This window comes from Sphingomonas kyeonggiensis (assembly GCF_014196745.1).
GTDB lineage: Bacteria > Pseudomonadota > Alphaproteobacteria > Sphingomonadales > Sphingomonadaceae > Sphingomonas > Sphingomonas kyeonggiensis.
On the sequence record NZ_JACIEH010000002.1, the window covers coordinates 587,937 to 603,060 of the forward strand.

Annotated in this window: 12 protein-coding genes; 4 read left to right on the forward strand and 8 right to left on the reverse strand. The window is 67.0% G+C overall.

Annotated elements, in window-relative coordinates; genetic code table 11:
- Positions 1-85: 85 nt before the first annotated feature.
- From GGR46_RS11765 to GGR46_RS11775, 3 genes are read right to left on the reverse strand one after another with little or no spacing between them, the layout of a single operon-like run.
- A complete protein-coding gene (locus GGR46_RS11765; protein WP_183997883.1) occupies positions 86-1,267 on the reverse strand; it encodes a dipeptidase in 1,182 nt (393 codons plus the stop codon).
- The gene (locus GGR46_RS11770) at positions 1,264-2,268 is read right to left on the reverse strand and encodes a serine hydrolase domain-containing protein (protein WP_183997885.1); all 1,005 of its coding nucleotides are present in this window, start codon (positions 2,266-2,268) and stop codon (positions 1,264-1,266) included. The genes GGR46_RS11765 and GGR46_RS11770 overlap by 4 nt, the downstream gene beginning before the upstream one ends.
- Complete coding sequence (locus GGR46_RS11775) at positions 2,265-3,803, reverse strand: MFS transporter (protein WP_343058123.1); 1,539 nt, start codon at positions 3,801-3,803, stop codon at positions 2,265-2,267. Before GGR46_RS11775 ends, GGR46_RS11770 begins: the two co-directional genes overlap by 4 nt.
- Before the next feature lie 259 nt (positions 3,804-4,062).
- Between GGR46_RS11775 and GGR46_RS11780 the strand changes: the two genes are divergently transcribed.
- The 3 genes from GGR46_RS11780 to GGR46_RS11790 are packed head-to-tail and all read left to right on the forward strand — an operon-like array spanning position 4,063 to position 9,524.
- The gene (locus GGR46_RS11780; RefSeq protein WP_183997887.1) at positions 4,063-7,071 is read left to right on the forward strand and encodes a TonB-dependent receptor plug domain-containing protein; all 3,009 of its coding nucleotides are present in this window, start codon (positions 4,063-4,065) and stop codon (positions 7,069-7,071) included.
- A 37-nt stretch (positions 7,072-7,108) separates the two neighbouring features.
- The gene (locus GGR46_RS11785; RefSeq protein WP_183997889.1) at positions 7,109-8,278 is read left to right on the forward strand and encodes a serine hydrolase domain-containing protein; all 1,170 of its coding nucleotides are present in this window, start codon (positions 7,109-7,111) and stop codon (positions 8,276-8,278) included.
- Positions 8,279-8,282: 4 nt separating this feature from the next.
- Positions 8,283-9,524, forward strand: coding sequence for a threonine synthase (locus tag GGR46_RS11790; RefSeq protein WP_183997891.1), 1,242 nt, complete (start codon positions 8,283-8,285; stop codon positions 9,522-9,524).
- Positions 9,525-9,669: 145 nt separating this feature from the next.
- Here GGR46_RS11790 and GGR46_RS11795 read toward each other — a convergent pair whose 3' ends face one another.
- Positions 9,670-10,239, reverse strand: a complete 570-nt coding sequence (locus GGR46_RS11795; RefSeq protein ID WP_343058124.1) for an alpha-ketoglutarate-dependent dioxygenase AlkB — start codon at positions 10,237-10,239, stop codon at positions 9,670-9,672.
- Between the two features lie 128 nt (positions 10,240-10,367).
- Between GGR46_RS11795 and GGR46_RS11800 the strand changes: the two genes are divergently transcribed.
- Positions 10,368-10,703, forward strand: a complete 336-nt coding sequence (locus GGR46_RS11800) for an ArsR/SmtB family transcription factor (protein WP_343058125.1) — start codon at positions 10,368-10,370, stop codon at positions 10,701-10,703.
- On the opposite strand, the gene GGR46_RS11805 is transcribed toward GGR46_RS11800, so the two are convergent.
- From GGR46_RS11805 to manD, 4 genes are all read right to left on the reverse strand, one after another.
- The gene (locus tag GGR46_RS11805; protein ID WP_221262708.1) at positions 10,682-11,605 is read right to left on the reverse strand and encodes a 1-phosphofructokinase family hexose kinase; all 924 of its coding nucleotides are present in this window, start codon (positions 11,603-11,605) and stop codon (positions 10,682-10,684) included. The genes GGR46_RS11800 and GGR46_RS11805 overlap by 22 nt on opposite strands.
- Positions 11,605-12,606, reverse strand: coding sequence for a P-loop nucleotide/nucleoside kinase family protein (locus GGR46_RS11810; RefSeq protein ID WP_183997895.1), 1,002 nt, complete (start codon positions 12,604-12,606; stop codon positions 11,605-11,607). The genes GGR46_RS11805 and GGR46_RS11810 overlap by 1 nt, the downstream gene beginning before the upstream one ends.
- 76 nt (positions 12,607-12,682) lie before the next feature.
- Entirely contained in the window at positions 12,683-13,822 is a 1,140-nt protein-coding gene (locus GGR46_RS11815; protein ID WP_183997896.1) for an endo-1,4-beta-xylanase, read from the reverse strand.
- Positions 13,823-13,840: 18 nt separating this feature from the next.
- Positions 13,841-15,052, reverse strand: coding sequence for a D-mannonate dehydratase ManD (gene manD / locus GGR46_RS11820; protein ID WP_183997899.1), 1,212 nt, complete (start codon positions 15,050-15,052; stop codon positions 13,841-13,843).
- Positions 15,053-15,124: the final 72 nt, after the last annotated feature.

Here is a 15,124-nt window from a genome sequence, read left to right on the forward strand (position 1 = left end):
TTGCTTGCCTCCCGCACTGACCCTCACCCGGTCTCGCTGAAGCTCGACCACCCTCTCCCGCGAAAGCGGGAGAGGGTTTTGAGGATCACTTCTTCGCCGCGCCGTCCTCCACGGCCTTCAGCACGCGCAGCACGTTGCCGCTCCAGATCTTCTCGATGTCCGCATCGGAGAAGCCTTCCTTGCGGAGGCGCGCGGTGACCTTGGGCAGCGCGGTGATGTCCTCCAACCCGCGCACGCCGCCGCCGCCGTCCCAGTCGGCGCCGATGCCGACATGGTCGACGCCCATCACGGCGATGCAGTGGAGCAGGCTCTTCATGAACAGCTCGAAGTCCGCGCCCTGATAGGGGTTGGTCGCGTCGGCCTTGGCCTTGTCGGCGATCAGCTTCTTCTGCTCGGCATCGGACAGCGCGTGCCAATTGTCCTGGCGGTCGGAGATCTTGTTGCGCTCGGCGTCATGGTCGCCTGCGACCAGATAGACGCTGTTCACCTGCAGCACGCCGCCCGCCTTGGCGAGCTTGCGCATGCGCTCGTCGTCCAGGTTGCGCGGGTGGTTGAAGATCGCCCTGGGACCGGAGTGCGAGGCGATGAACGGCACCTTGGACAGGGCCAGCACCTGGTCGAACACATCGTCCGACGAGTGGCTGACGTCGATGATCATGCCCAGCCGGTTCATCTCGGCGACCCATTGCTTGCCGAGTGGCGACAGGCCGTTCCATTTGGGCTTGTCGGTGGCGCTGTCGCCGAACTGGTTGTTGCGGAAATGGATCGGCCCGGCCATCCGCACGCCCTGGTCGTAGTACCATTTGAGCAGCGTCAGGTCCTCGCCCAGCGGATAGCTGTTCTCGATCGACTGGAAGACGATGCGCTTGCCGGCCTTGTTGATCCGATAGGCATCCTCGGGCGTGGTCGCGAATTCCATCTTGTCGGGGTTCGCCGCCACGACGCGCTGGATCCACATCTCGCGGGTCAGGGCGCCGTCGCGCGCCTTGGCATAGCCTTCGGGGGTCAGCGGGCCCTGGCCGGTATAGACCGCGAAGAAGCCGCCATCGAGCCCGCCCTGCTCCATGCGCGGCAGGTCGATCTGGCTCTTGTCGAAGTCGCGGTCGTGCCACTCGTCGAACTTCCAGCCGGGATGTTCGAACAGCTCGGGCGTGTCGATGTGCGTGTCGAGGACCAACATCTGCTGGTGCGCCAACCGGTCGGCGGGGGAGGGGGTGTCGCCATCGGGCCCGGACAGGGCGATGGCGAGGGCGAGTAGCGAGATCATAGGGCCTCCCAGGCGTTGATGACGGCATCCCCCGTCGCGGGGCGCAGCACGAAGATGCCGCTGTCGAAATGGCGCGTCGGGTGGACGCGGTTGGTGAGCAGGGTCCAGGCGAGGCCGCGCTCGAAGTCGATCCACAGGCCGGTGCCGGTGAAGCCCGTATGGCCGATCGTCTCGTCCGAACAGGCCTGGCCGCCCGACCAGCCGGCGAACTTGCGCTCCCAGCCGCAGGTGCGGTGGCTGTATTGCGGGGTGCGGATCGCCTCGAGCATGCCCGCCGAGAAGCTGCCGCCCAGCACCCCATGCGCGAAGTCGAGCACGCCGGCGACGGTGCCGAACAGCCCGGCATGGCCGGTCTGCCCGCCCATCGCCCGGCAATTCTCGTCATGCACCTCGCCCTTGAGCACGCGGTTCTGCCACATGCAGCGCTCGGTCGCGACGGCGGGACCGGGCGGCGGGCCATAGCTCAGCCCTTGGCCCAGCGGCCATTCGCCCAGCGGCTTGCCGGTGATCCGCTCGATCGCGATGCCGAGCAGCAGGAAGTTGATGTCCGAATAGACCGGCTCGGCGATGTGCTTCCATTCGCGCTGCAGCACGAAAGCCCTGAGACGGTCCGGATCGTCGCCATAGGTGTAGATCGGCTCGACCGCGGGGAAGAGCGTCCGGTGCGCTAGGCAGTCGCGGAAGGTGAGCGTGCGCTCATAGGCACCCGCCACGTCGTACTGGCGCAGGTCCGGGATCGCCGTGGTCAGCGGCGCGTCGAGATCGAGCCGCCCTTCGTCGGCAAGGCGCAGGATCATCGTCGTGGTCGCCACCACCTTGGAGACCGAGGCGAGGTCGAACCAGTGATCCAGCGTCAGTTCCTCGGGCTCGGGGACCAGCGCCGCCATGCCGGTGTGGGTCACCCAGCGCCGCCCGTCCGCGGCGACCACTCCCAGCGTCGCGCCCGGGATAAGGCCCGAGGCGACTGCCTCGGCTGCCGGTGCGAAAGCCGCCTCGATCATGCCGCCGCCTCGTCGGGACGCGCCTTCGCCCGCACGATGAAGGGCACGAAGATCAGCGCCGCGACGCTCATCGTGCCGGCCATGATGAAGAACCCGTCATAGCCGATCGCCTTCTGGAACACGCCGGACAGGCCCGCGAGCAGCCTGGGGATCAGGAAGGCGAGCCCCGAGAGCAGCGCATATTGCGTGCCCGGGAAGCGCGGGTTCACCAGCATCGACAGATAGACGACGAACACCGCCCCTTCGAAGCCATGCCCGAACTGATCGAGTGCCATCGCCAGGTAGAGGTCGAAATCGCCTGCCGTCACCTGCACGCCGAGCAGCGAGAACCACACCGGTCCGCCGGGGGTCTGGTATGCAAGCCAGGCGAAGATCCAGTTGCTCAGCGCCGACATGATCGCGCCGATCACCAGCGCCCAGCCCATCGGCGCCTTGGCCGCCAGCCAGCCGCCCAGCGCCACGCCGAACATGCTGGAGAGCAATGCCACCGCGCCATCCGCGACAGCGATTGCCTCCAGGCTATAGCCAAGCGCGTTGAACAGCGGGTGGGACAGGGTGAGCGCCATCACATCGCCCATCCGGTAGACCGAGACGAACAGCAGGATCGGGATCACCACCAGCCCGAAACGCCAGGCGACGTTGAGATAGGGGGCCAGTGGCGAACTGGTGAGCAGCCGGTGGTTGCCGGGCAGTCCCTTGATCCACGGCACTGCGACGCCGAGCGCGACGAACGGGAGCAGCGCCACCGCGAACACCCAATATTTGACGATGTCCGGGTTATCGAGCCCGACCGACCCCATCGCGGTCAGCAGCGTCCAGCCGACCGCCGCAGCGATCACCAGGCTCCCGCCGAGCACCACTGCGCTTGCCAGGATGCCGGTGACGAGCGCGGTGCCGCGCCCGCCGCCACGCTCCGCATCGGGGCGCATGCAGGCAAGGATCGGGAAGGGCAGGAAGGCGGCGGCCGCGATCACCAGATAGGCGGTGGTCCAGTCGCTCTTCGCCGCGATGTAGATCGCGCCGCTGCCTGCTGCGACCATCGCGCTGCGATAGCCCCACAGGTTCGCCGCCACCATCGGGCCCTGCTGCTCCGCGGTCGGCGCCAGCTCGATGCGCCACGCGTCGGCGGCGACTTCCAGCGTGGTGGTCCAGAAGGCGAGCAGCACCGCGAACAGCGCGGTCACCTGCAGATTGGCGTCGGACGAGGTGAACGCCATCGCCACGGTGGAAAGGAAGATGCCGAGCTGGGAGAGCATGATCCAGCCGCGGCGCTTGCCCCAGAAGCGCCCGAAGCCGGGCACGTCATATTTGTCGAGCAGGGGCGCCCAGGCGAACTTGAAGGTCGGCAGCAGCGCCACCCAGGCGAAGAAGCCGACCGTCACGATGTCCACGCCATGCTTGGCCAGGCGCAGCAGCAGCACCGCGTTGAACATGTAGAAGGGCAGGCCCGCGGCGAAGCCGAGCAGCAGGTACAGCGCGAGCCGTCCGAAGCCCGGGCGGACCGCCGGAACGGTGGGACTCGGGGCTTCAGTCACGCAGCATCACGGGATGAAAACGGGTCATGCAGGGCTTCCTCGTCCTGGTTTCGCCAACGGTCGGACGGGGCGCTCGCGCAGTCAATGGCGATGCTGACAGGCTTGTGTTGCAGTCGTGTCACGCTTTGACGCGTATTCGTCACATTTGATGCCGCCGGGTTATGGCGCGGGGAACAGAAACTATGGCGCGACGCAACATTCTTGGTACCTAATGCCCTCTCACCGCGCGGGATATTGCGGACTTCAGGGGGTTTGAGACATGATCGAAGCAAGGGCGTTCAAGAAGGTACTGGCCAGCAGCTCGGCGTTCGCGGCGATTGCGCTCGCGATGCCGGCCTGGGCGCAGACCACCGCTCCGACCACGCCGGAAGCCGCGCAGACGGCACCGGCCGCGGAAGGCGAAATTCTCGTCACCGGCACGCGCATTCGCCGCGATGGCTTCCAGGCGCCGACGCCGCTCACGGTGCTGACGCAGCAGGACATCCAGAACACGTCGCCGACGAACAACATCGCCGACTTCGTCAACCAGCTGCCGCAGCTCGCCGGCTCGACCAAGCCTGCCAACTCGCGCCTCAACCTGTCGAACGGCTCGGCCGGCATCAACGCGCTCAACATGCGCAACCTCGGTGAAGGCCGCGTCCTCGTCCTGCTCGATGGCCGCCGCTCGGTCGGCTCGACCATCTATGGCTGGGTCGACATCAACACGATCCCGCAGGCGCTGGTCGATCGCGTCGAAGTCGTCACCGGCGGTGCCTCTTCGGCCTATGGTTCGGACGCCGTCTCGGGCGTGGTCAACTTCATCCTCAACAAGAAGCTCGAAGGCCTCAAGATCGAAGCCGATACCGGCGTCACCACCTATGGCGATGGCGGCAATTATTCGGGCAGCATCGCGGGCGGCAAGTCGTTCGCCGGCGGCCGCGGCCACATCCTGCTGAGCGCCAATGTCGATCACCAGGACGGCATCTTCGAGGTCGGCCGCGAGCGCGAATGGAATCACACCGGCTATGTCCGCGCCGAGAACCCGGCCTGGGTGTCGGGCGTCAGCACCTTCAACCGCTACTTCACCACGCTGCGCAATGTCGGCGCGTCCAACTCGACCCCCGGCGGCCTGATCACCGGTTCGGCCGGCACCACCGCCAATGCGCTGCGCGGCCTGTATTTCGGCCAGGGCGGCGCGGTGAACACCTTCGACTATGGCTCGTTCACCTTCCCGGCGTTCACCCGCGCGTCCGGTTCCTCGGCGCCGAGCGTCACCCAGAACGGATCGTGGCAGGTCAATGATTCCGGCCGTCGCATCGGCCTGATGCCGAAGGACGATCGCTGGGGCGTGTTCGGCCGGCTGAGCTTCGAGGTCGCCGACGGCATCGAGCTGTTTGCCGAGGGTTCGTACAACAAGCAGAAGGTCTTCTTCAACGCGGGCCCGAACCTCTCGACCGGCATCACCTACAACACCACCGGCTGCACCACCGTGCCGGTTCCCGTGACCTGCAACGCCTTCGCGCTCCAGGCGCTCGGCGCGTCGCGGCTCGCCGGCGTCACCAGCGTGACGGTGGCGACCACCGCCGCCGACCTGCCGTTCCGCGCGATCGACAATGAGCGCAAGGTCCAGCGCTACGTCGTCGGTGCCAATGGCGACTTCGATGCGTTCGGCAAGCCGGGCCACTGGGAAATCTACGCCCAGTACGGCCGCTCCGACGTGCGCGAGCAGCTCCGCAACGTCATGCACAACACGCGCATGGCCAATGCGACCGCGGCGGCGTTCGCTCCGACCGGCAATGCCCGGGGCTATACGGTCGGCTCGATCCAGTGCCTGATCAACGTCGACGCGAGCACCACCAACGACGATCCGAACTGCGTGCCGCTCAACCGCCTCGGCGTCGGCGTCGCCGATCAGGCCGCGATCAACTATGTGCTCGGCAACCCGTATCGCGATCAGGTGCTCGAGCAATATGTCGCCGGCACCAACTGGTCGGTCACGCCCTTCGCCACCTGGGCCGGGGACGTCAGCGTCTCGGTCGGCGGCGAAGTCCGCAAGGAGAAGATCCGCGGCACCGTGCCGAAGGAATATCAGCCCGTCATCAACGCCAATGGCACCACCACCAATGCCTGGTCGGTGGGCAACTACCTGCCCTTCACCGGCGAATATAGCGTGAAGGAAGCCTATCTCGAGACGGTGGTCCCGCTCGGCCTGGGCCTGGAGTTCAACGGTGCGGTCCGCGCCACCGACTATTCCAACGCCGGCTATGTCACCACCTGGAAGCTGGGTGCGACCTGGGCGCCGATCCCGGACATCCGTTTCCGCGTGACCCGCTCGCGTGACATCCGCGCGCCCAACCTCAACGAGCTGTACCAGGCGGGTACCGCGAACAGCGACTCGGTCCGCAACCCGAAATATACGTCCGACGGCCTGAACGGGCCGCAGACCTTCGGCTATTCGGGTCTCGTCACCGGCAATCCGAACCTGCGTCCGGAAATCGCCAATTCGTGGAACATCGGCGCGGTCGTCTCGCCGCGCTTCCTGCCGGGCTTCACCGCTTCGGCGGATTACTTCCGCATCGATCTCGAAGGGGCGATCGACTCGATCAGCGCCCAGGAGATCATGAATCGCTGCGCCGAGGGCATTGCCGAATATTGCGCCGCGATCACTGACGATCCGGTCCGTTCGACGCCGACCGCGCCGTACAAGCTGATCCGCAGCCAGCCGTTCAACTTCGTGCGCAAGCTGGTGCGCGGCATCGACTTCGACGCGGCCTATCGGATCCCGGTGGGTGCGGGCAGTGCCTTCACCATCAAGGGCGTCGCGACCCGCTATATCGAGAACCTGTCGGATACCGGCATCGTCGGCCAGGTGGCGGTGAACACCGTCGGCGCCAATGGCGGCCAGGCCAGCACGCCGAAGTGGATCTTCCGCGGCAGCGCCACCTATGAGTCGGAGACCTTCTCGGCCACCATCACCGGCCGCGGCGTCAGCGCCGGCAAATATTCGGCGACCGGCATCGAGTGCACCACCAGCTGCCCGGTCACCACCACCACCTCGACGTTCCAGACCTATGACAACAACCGCGTCTCGGGCCTGTTCTACGTCGATCTCAACCTGAGCCAGACCGTGCCTTTCGGCGACAACAAGGCACAGTTCTTCATCAACGTGACCAACCTGTTCAACCGCTGGCCGCTGCTGGTGCCGGAAACCGGCCTTGCCGCGAACAGCACCTATTCGGACATGCTCGGCCGTCAGTTCCGCGCCGGCATCCGTATCAGCCTGAAGTGATCCTCGTGCCGGCTCCATCTCTCATGGTGGAGCCGGCATGATCGCCACCGCGCTCCTGCTGGCGGCGGCAGCGGACCCCGTCGCCGCGGTCCGCGTGACATTCGATAGGAGAGGGGAGACGTCGGTCAGCCTGAAAGGGCTGGCCGACGTCGCTTCGTCCAGGCCCGTCACCGCCGACGATCCGGTGCGCATCGCCTCCATCTCGAAGCTGGTCGTCGCGATCGGCGTGTTGCGGCTGGTCGAGCAGGGCAGGCTCGATCTCGATGCGGACGTCTCGCGCTATCTGGGCTGGAAGCTCCGCAACCCGGCTTTTCCCGATGCGCCGATCAGTCTGCGGCTGTTGCTTTCACACCGATCGAGCCTCACCGACCGGGTCGATTACGCCCTGCCGCTCGACGCCGACATGCGCGCCGTGCTCCAGGATCCCAAGGCCTGGGACGCGGGGCATGCGCCCGGCAGCTGGTGGGCCTATACCAACTTCAACTTCCCGGTGATCGCCGCAGTGATGGAGCGCGTCACCGGCGAGCGTTTCGACCGGTTGATGGATCGCCTGGTGATCCGGCCGATGAAGCTCGATGCCTGTTACAACTGGGCGAGCTGCGCGCCGGCGACTGCCGCCCGCGCGATCGTCCAGTATCGCGAGGGCCAGCCGGCCAAGGACGACAATCGCGACGCCGCGCCCGCCTGTCCGGTCACGCCGGCCGTGGATGGCAGCTGCGATCTCTCGACCTGGCGGCCCGGCAGGAACGGCGCGATCTTCTCGCCCCAGGGCGGCCTGCGCATCTCGGCGCGTGGCCTTGCCCGGGTCGGGCGGATGTTCCTCGGCAATGGCCGGCTCGACGGCGTGCGGATCCTGCGCCCGTCCTCGGTCCGCCTGATGGAGACGCCGCTCTGGACCTTTGACGGGCATAATGGCGATATCGGCGGCGACATCTCGGTCGCGGTGCCGACGGGAGGCGCGACCTGCGGCTATGGCCTCGCGGTGATGTTCACCGCCACCGGCGCGCCGGGGTGCCGCGACGATCCGGTCGGCGACGGCCGGCGGCGCTTCGGCCATTCGGGCGACGCCTATGGCCTCAAGTCGGGCCTGTGGATCGATCGGGCGGCGGGGAAGGGCATGGTCTATTTCGCCACCGATGTTCCGGATGTGCCGGGGAAACGTTCGGCCTATACGCCGGTGGAGGAATCGCTCGCCCGACCGGAGTAGTCACTTGCGCCACGACACCAATCTCAGCACCGACCGCCAGACCTTCGTCACCCATCTCGAATGCTCGATGACCGGAGAGCGCTATGAGGCGGACCAGCTGCACGGCCTGTCGCGCGTGGGACGGCCGCTGCTGGTGCGCTACGATCTCGAAGGCGTGAAGGCCGCGCTGCCGAGGGACGAACTCGCCCGCCGTCCCGCGGACCTGTGGAAGTATCGCGAGCTGCTGCCCGTCCGCCGGACGGAGAATATCGTCAGCCTCGGCGAGATCGCCACGCCGATCATCCCGCTCGATGCCGTGGCACGCGCGGCCGGCGCGAAGCATCTCTGGGTCAAGGACGAGGGGCGCCTGCCCACCGGCTCGTTCAAGGCGCGCGGGCTGGTCATGGCGATCGCCATGGCCAGGGAGCTGGGCGTCAAGACGATCGCGATGCCGACCAACGGCAATGCCGGCGCCGCCGCGGCCGCCTATGCCAGTCGGGTCGGCATCGAGTCCGTCATCTTCTGCCCGGCGGACACGCCCGAGGTGAACGTCCGCGAGATCGCGGCGCAGGGCGCGCGCGTCTACCGGGTGAACGGCTTGATCGACGATTGCGGCAAGCTGGTGGGGCAGGGCGCGAAGGAACGCGGCTGGTTCGACCTCTCCACCCTCAAGGAGCCCTACCGGATCGAGGGCAAGAAGACGATGGGCCTGGAACTTGCCGAGCAGCTCGATTGGGAGCTGCCCGACGTGATCTTCTATCCCACCGGCGGGGGCACCGGGCTGATCGGCATGTGGAAGGCGTTCGCCGAGATGGAGGCGCTGGGCTGGATCGGTGCCAGGCGCCCGCGGATGATCGCGGTCCAGGCCGAGGGCTGCGCCCCGATGGTCCGTGCCTTCGAGGCGGGCGAGCGCCACGCGACCCGCTGGGAGGATGCGCACACGATCGCGATGGGCATCCGCGTGCCCCAGGCGGTCGGCGACTTCCTGATCCTCGATGCGGTGCGCGAGAGCGGTGGCGTGGCGATGGCGGTGAGCGACGAGAGCATCGCCCGCGCGGTGGACGATGCCGCCCGGCAGGACGGGCTGCTGCTCTGCCCTGAAGGCGGCGCGACGCTCGCGGCCTGGCGCAAGGCGCTGGCCGAGGGGCTGGTCGCTCGGCACGAGAAGGTGGTGCTGTTCAACTGCGCGACCGGGCTGAAATACCCGCTCGCCGACCAGTCCCGGTTCCTCGACAAGGACGGACCGGTGGATTTCGCGGCTCTCTAAATTCCTCCCCGAGCTTTGTCCGGGGAGGGGGACCGCCGCCGACGGCGGTGGCGGAGGGGCCGGCGCAACGCGCCGGTGCCCGGCACGCCCCTCCACCATTCGCTTTGCGAATGGTCCCCCTCCCCCAGGCAAGCTGGGGGAGGAATTAGGAGGCCAAGCTCCGGAACGTCACCGACCAGCGCGCCGCATCCATTGGCGTGATGCTGTGTTCCCATGCATGCCGTGCCTCGCCGGAAAGGTGGTAGGCTCCGCGCGGCTCCAGCGGTAGCTCGGCCCGGTCGAACTTCCCGTCCGCCCGTCGCCTGCGAAGCCGCAGCACTGCCGGGGCGCCCAGCGACACGCCGACGACATGCTCGAACACCGGCCGGTCCCGGTGCCAGCCGATGCCGGCACCCGGATCGTACCGGATCACCAATGCCTGGACGAGCGCCTCCGCCGCCAGCCCGGCGAATTCCGCCGCTCTTTCGCGCAGCGGCAGCAGCCAGTCCGGAAGCGCCTCCACTTGCGCGAAACTTGAATCGGTGAAGTCGTAGCGCCAGCCGAAGCTGCGCGTCAGCCGCTTCCCCTCCCATTGCTGAAATCGGAACGGCTCCAGCCCGGCTATGTCGATGGCCCGAATCAGCTCGGCTTCTTCCATAGGCGAAATGATATTCTTGGCCTGTTCGATTCCGGGCGGAACGGCCTTTTCGAAAAGTATGGGAAACAGTGTGGACACGCCCCGGATATGGGAATGCCATCTATTCCCTTCCAGTCTAGGAAGACTTCACATTCGAATGGAATTCCTATGTCTTTCCCGCGAGATAGCGGTTGCAACCAGAGGCGTCCCTCCCTAGCTGTCCGCCCGTGAAGAATGAAATGATTGCAGTAGTCGATCGTGCCTCCGCGTTCCTGAAGGCACTATCGGGTCGAAGCCGTTTTCTGCTGTTGTGCCACCTTCTCGATGGCGAGAAGTCGGTGGGCGAGCTCGCGCGCCTTACCGAGGCACGTGACACCGCCGTGTCGCAGCAGCTTGCCCTGCTCCGCCGCGAAGGGATGGTCGCCGCACGCCGCGACGGCCAGATGATCTTCTATACGCTGGCGAGCGAAGAGGCGCGCCAGATGCTCGAGGCGATGTACGACCTGTTCTACAAGCAGGACGCGGCCGAGGTGCAGCAGGTTCAGGAAGCCATCCCGGCGTAAAGCCGTTCGACGTCCTCCCGGTCCACCAGTTCGGTCGCGGGAGTCATCAGCGTCGCCGCGCTGGCGGCGATGCCGTAGCGCAGCGCATCCTCGATCCCCTTGCCCTGCGAAGCGGCGAGGGTGATCGCGGCCACCATCGAGTCGCCGGCACCCACCGTGCCCTTGGCTTCCACTGGCACCGCCGCCACGCGCAATTCCTTGTCCTTGCCGACCAGCAGCGCCCCGCGCTCCGCGAGCGAGACCACCACCCATTCGGCAAAGCCGCGATCGCGCAATTCCTTCGCCGCCGCGGCTTCGTCCGCCTCGCCGGCGATCTCGCGGCCGAGCAGGTCGGCGGCTTCGCGCAGGCTCGGCTTGATCAGCCAGGCACCCGCGCCCTCGCAGGCGGCGAGCGCCGGCCCCGAGGTATCGATCACCAGCTTCGCCCCGGCGGCGTGGCAACGCTCCGCGATCCGCTTGAGGATCGCCGGATCGCAACCCGGCGGCAGGCTGCCGCTCACCACGATGTGGCTGACCTCCACTATTCCGAACAGCGCATCGACCAGTGCCGTCAGTTCGTCGTCATGCAGCTCGGGCCCGGGCAGCACGAAGCGATACTGGTCGCCTGGCCGATCCTCGTCGACGGTGAAGCTCTCGCGCACCGCACCGGCGATCGGCACCGGCAGGATCGGTATCTTCTTGTCCTCGAGCAGCTTGACGATCATCCCGCCCGCCGGCCCGCCATTGGGGAACACCGCCGTCGCCATGCCACCGAGATGCGTCACCACCCGCGCCACGTTGATCCCGCCGCCGCCCGGATCGAAGCGCGGATCCGAGCAGCGCAGCTTGTGGTGGGGGCGAACCTTCTCGGTGCAGGTCGTCACGTCGAGCGCCGGGTTGAGCGTCAGCGTGGCGATCGCCATCAGCGCGCGCGATCCAGCGCGGCACGCGCGGCGGCGACGATCAGCTCCTGCGGGCGGTTCACCCGGATGCGGTGCCAGTGGATCTCGCCGACCGAGCGGCGCGACTGCTCACGCACGACCTTCTCGGTCGCGTCCGACGCGTCGTTCTCGCGCGCCTTCACTCGGGCGATGCGATCCTTTTCCGGCGCTTCCAGCCAGATGCCGGTGAAGCTCGCCCGGTAGCGATCGGCCAGCGCCTCCACCACGTCGCGCTCGCTGCGCGCCATGAACACCGCGTCGAGGATCACGCTGTTGCCGCAGGCCAGGTGATCGTCGGCCGATTCGAACACTGCCTCATAGGTTTCGTCGTCATTGCGACGGGTATAATGCCTGGGCGGCAGCCGGGTTTCCGGGTTCACTCCTGCAAGGCGTTTCCGGAACACGTCGGAGCGCAGCACCCGCGCGCCGGGCAGGCGGCCGATCCGGCTGCCCAGCAGCCGTGCCAGCGTCGACTTGCCGGTGCCCGACAGCCCTCCGATCACCACCAGCCGTGGCCTGGCCGGGGCGAGCAGGCTCTCGGCCAGATCGGAATCCCCCTCGGCGCTCGCGCGCAGCGAAAGGTAGAGCGGCAGCAGCGCCCAGCCGGTCGCCCCCTGCGGGGCGATGTCGAGATAGCGGTTGGCCAGCGTGTTCGCCTCGCCAGCCATGCCGCCGCGCATCACGTCGAGCACGGGGCGGGCAAGGTCGTAGAGCAGGTCCATTGGCTCGCCCATCACCGCGCGGACGCGGCCGGCGGCGATGCGGCGGGCGATCGAGTCCTGGTGCGCGGCAAGCTCGGCCCGCTGCGCCTCGCTGGTCGCGGCGAGGGCAAGCGTCTTGCGGAAGGCGGCACCGTCGCCCTTGGGCGCGGCGACGTGGCCTGCGGCGATGCGGTCGGCAAGGGCGTGCAGCTGGCCCGTATCAAGGTCGCCGGACAACAGCGCCTCGAAGCTCGGTTCCTGGCTCGCGGCTGCCGCCGCCATCGTTCCACTCCCGCAATTAGGTCCGTCGAATCAGCCCCTAGCACGAGTTTTCTGAACGATCTTGGACAAGATCGACTTATCGCGCCGGGGCACCCGCAAAGGCATCCCGGATCACGCCGTACAGTGCCTTTGGCTGGTACAGGTCATTATAGGGCGTGGCGCGCTGCAGGGTCTTGTCCTTGCGCGGCTTGAAGCCGTTCAGCCAGGTGAAGCGGTCGCACATGCCCCAGGCCAGCACGTCCCTGAGCTGCGGATAGGAGACCATGATCTCCAGATAGGCCGCTGCATAATTGGCGACGATCCCGTCGCGCAGCTTGGCGTCGGTCGGCAGCAGATGGTCGTCCACGTCGAACTCGGTGATCGCCAACTTGTAGCCCATCTGCGTGGCGGTATCGAGGAAGGTCCGCCACGGCTTTTCCTGCCGGCTCACCAGCGCCCCCACCGTGCCGTCGCCGGTCAGCCCGATATGCGATTGCACGCCCAGCGTGTCGCAGGGCACGCCGCGCTTGCGGAACCCCTCGAGCAGCTTGAGCACGCCGTAGCGATGCCCCTCATTGCCCGGCTCCCAGCTCATATAGTCGTTGTAGACCAGCTCGACGCCCGGGGCGTGCTCGCGGGCGGTGTGATAGGCGAAGTCCAGCATCGCCTCGGTCCCGCCGAACGCCTTGGACAGCGACGAAGTGCGCAGCGCGCCCGTGCCTTCCTCCACCGTCTCGTTGACCACGTCGAAGCTCACGATCCGGTTGCCATAGAGCTTGCAGAGCGTGCGGATATGCGTGCCGAGGATCTTCTCGGCTTCCTTCACCGGGCTGGCGCCGAAATCATGGTCGTTCAGCCATTTCGGGAAATATTGCGTCTTGTGCCACAGCAGGGTGTGGCCGCGCATCGCCATGCCGTTGGCCTCGGCATAGTCGAGCATGTCGGAGAAATGATCGAGGTTGAAGGTCTTGGCGTCGGGCCGGATCGCCTGCCATTTGAACTCGTTCTCGGGCACCAGCACGCCGCAGTCGCGCTTGAGCAGTTCGGCGTACTTCGGATTGGTGAAGGAGCCGCGGTCGGCGCCCGGAGGACCCCAGGCGAGGCACGAGCCGAAGCGCATGCCCCTGGCTTTCGCCACGACGTTCAGCCCCTCGGCTGCCTGGGCGATCGAAGGAAAGGGCAGGGCGGCCATCGCGGCTCCTGCGCCCAGCAATCCACGGCGCGTAATCTCGGTCATCCGCAAGCCTCTCCCCGCTTACCAGTTGAACAAAGTTCCGTCCTCGAGCCGTGCGACGGGGAGATAGGCGCGCTTATATTCGTATTTCGCCGCCAGTGCCTCGTCGATCTCGACGCCCAGCCCGGGCGCGTCGCCCGGATGCATCATCCCGTCCTTGAAGGAATAGGCGTGCGGGAAGACTTCGTCGGTCTTCGCCGTGTGCGGCATCAACTCCTGGATGCCGAAATTGGGCACCGACAGGCCGAAGTGCAGCGCCGCGGCCATGCACACCGGCGACAGGTCGGTCGCGCCGTGGCAGCCGGTGCGCACCTGGTACAGGTCCGCGAAGGACGCGATCCGGCGCATGTGCGTGATCCCGCCCGCATGCACCATCGTCGCGCGGACATAGTCGATCAGCTGTTCCTCGATCAGCTGCTTGCAGTCCCAGATCGTGTTGAAGATCTCGCCCACCGCCAGCGGGGTGGTGGTGTGCTGGCGGATCAGGCGGAAGCCGGCCTGGTTCTCCGCCGGCGTCGCATCCTCCATCCAGAACAGGCGGTACGGCTCCAGCTCCTTGCCCAGCCGGCCTGCCTCGATCGGGGTCAGCCGGTGATGGACGTCGTGGAGCAGGTGCACGTCCCAGCCCAGCACTTCACGCGCCTTGTCGAACAGCGGCGCCACCGAGCGGAGATACTTCTCTGTAGACCACAGGCTCTCGGTCGGCAGCGCACCGTCGGCCGGCTCGTAGCGCTGGCCCGGCTTGGCGACGCCGTAGGTCGATTTGAGTCCCGGCACGCCCGCCTGGAGACGCACGGCCTTGTAGCCTTGCTCGACGTGGCGGATGGCTTCCTCGATCGTCTCCTCGATCGTCGCGCCGTTCGCATGGCCATAGACCATGCAGCCCTCACGGCTCGCGCCGCCGAGCAGCTGATAGAGCGGCAGGCCCGCCACCTTGGCCTTGATGTCCCACAGCGCCATGTCGACCGCGGCGATCGAGCACATGGTCACCGGGCCGCGCCGCCAATAGGCGCCCTTGTAGAGATACTGCCAGATGTCCTCGATCCGGTGCGCGTCGCGCCCGATCAGGCAGGGGATGACGTGATCCTGGAGATAGCTGACCACCGCCATCTCGCGCCCGTTCAGCGTGGCGTCGCCGATGCCGGTAATACCGTCCGCCGTCTCGATCTTGAGCGTCACGAAGTTGCGGTCGGGGCAGGTAACGATCACGCGCGCGGATACGATCTCGGCCATGAAGTCTCTGCTTCCCCATCCTGTTCCGGCGCATCGCTCGGCGCGCTTCTGTCCTTGGTAGCGCTACCATTG

Coding starts and splice junctions, on each gene's coding strand:
- GGR46_RS11765 (WP_183997883.1), bottom strand. CDS start 1,267: ATGATCTCGCTACTCGCCCTCGCCATCGCCCTGTCCGGGCCCGATGGC.
- GGR46_RS11770 (WP_183997885.1), bottom strand. CDS start 2,268: ATGATCGAGGCGGCTTTCGCACCGGCAGCCGAGGCAGTCGCCTCGGGC.
- GGR46_RS11780 (WP_183997887.1), top strand. CDS start 4,063: ATGATCGAAGCAAGGGCGTTCAAGAAGGTACTGGCCAGCAGCTCGGCG.
- GGR46_RS11785 (WP_183997889.1), top strand. CDS start 7,109: ATGATCGCCACCGCGCTCCTGCTGGCGGCGGCAGCGGACCCCGTCGCC.
- GGR46_RS11805 (WP_221262708.1), bottom strand. CDS start 11,605: ATGGCGATCGCCACGCTGACGCTCAACCCGGCGCTCGACGTGACGACC.
- GGR46_RS11810 (WP_183997895.1), bottom strand. CDS start 12,606: ATGGCGGCGGCAGCCGCGAGCCAGGAACCGAGCTTCGAGGCGCTGTTG.
- GGR46_RS11815 (WP_183997896.1), bottom strand. CDS start 13,822: ATGACCGAGATTACGCGCCGTGGATTGCTGGGCGCAGGAGCCGCGATG.
- manD (WP_183997899.1), bottom strand. CDS start 15,052: ATGGCCGAGATCGTATCCGCGCGCGTGATCGTTACCTGCCCCGACCGC.